Origin of the sequence: Streptomyces anandii JCM 4720, assembly GCF_014650655.1 — a bacterium.
In the GTDB taxonomy this organism is placed as follows: domain Bacteria; phylum Actinomycetota; class Actinomycetes; order Streptomycetales; family Streptomycetaceae; genus Streptomyces; species Streptomyces anandii.
The window spans coordinates 1-654 of record NZ_BMVJ01000111.1 but is presented as its reverse complement, the minus strand read 5'-3'; the positions used below and the strand labels follow the sequence as shown (position 1 = coordinate 654).

Here is a 654-nt window from a genome sequence, read left to right as displayed (position 1 = left end):
GTCGTCCGTCATGTCGGCGTGGTCCGCCGCGATGCGCTCGTCCAGCTCGACCGGGTCGCGCGGAGCGTCGGCGGTGACGTCGTCGCGGTCCTCGGCCGGGTCGCGGTGCAGGTCGCCGGGCTCCCAGGCGAACGACTCGTCGTCGGGGTCCACGGTCGGGGTGCCGAAGAAGCCGTCCGTGGGGTTCTGGGTGTGGCTGCGGTGGATCCGGTAGCGGTCGTCGTCGTCGGTGGTCACGAGCGGGTCGGTGGGGAAGGGCGGGTGTCCGCACGCCTGGCAGTGTTCGCGGCCCTGGGGGCCGCCCTGGACGGCCCAGTTCTCCCAGGTGCTGGGGCGGTCCTTGCCGGTGAGGATGACGCCGAGGCGGCTCTGTGCGGTCGACTTCTTGACGTCCATGGCCAGGGCCAGGTCGTTCAGGCTCCCGCCGAGTTCCTTGTGCCGGCGGATGGCCATGTCCCGGATGCCCTGGAGCCGGGGCAGGAGGCGGTGGTCAAGGTCGCTGATGACCTGCCACAGCCGCTCGTGGGTGACCTCGGCGGCGCTGGGGTCGATCTCGACCGGGCCCCGGGCGTTGGCGCCGGTGCGGAACATGCTGAGGCCCCACAGCGCGGTGTCGAACCAGTCGGTCAGCATCCCGACCTCTGCGCCGAGTGC

1 protein-coding gene is annotated in these 654 nt (G+C 72.2%); it reads right to left on the bottom strand.

All coding sequences use genetic code 11. The features are described from left to right. Positions 1-633: hypothetical protein (locus tag IE249_RS35535; RefSeq protein ID WP_229860047.1), on the bottom strand; the 633-nt coding region annotated here is incomplete at its 3' end. Positions 634-654: the final 21 nt, after the last annotated feature.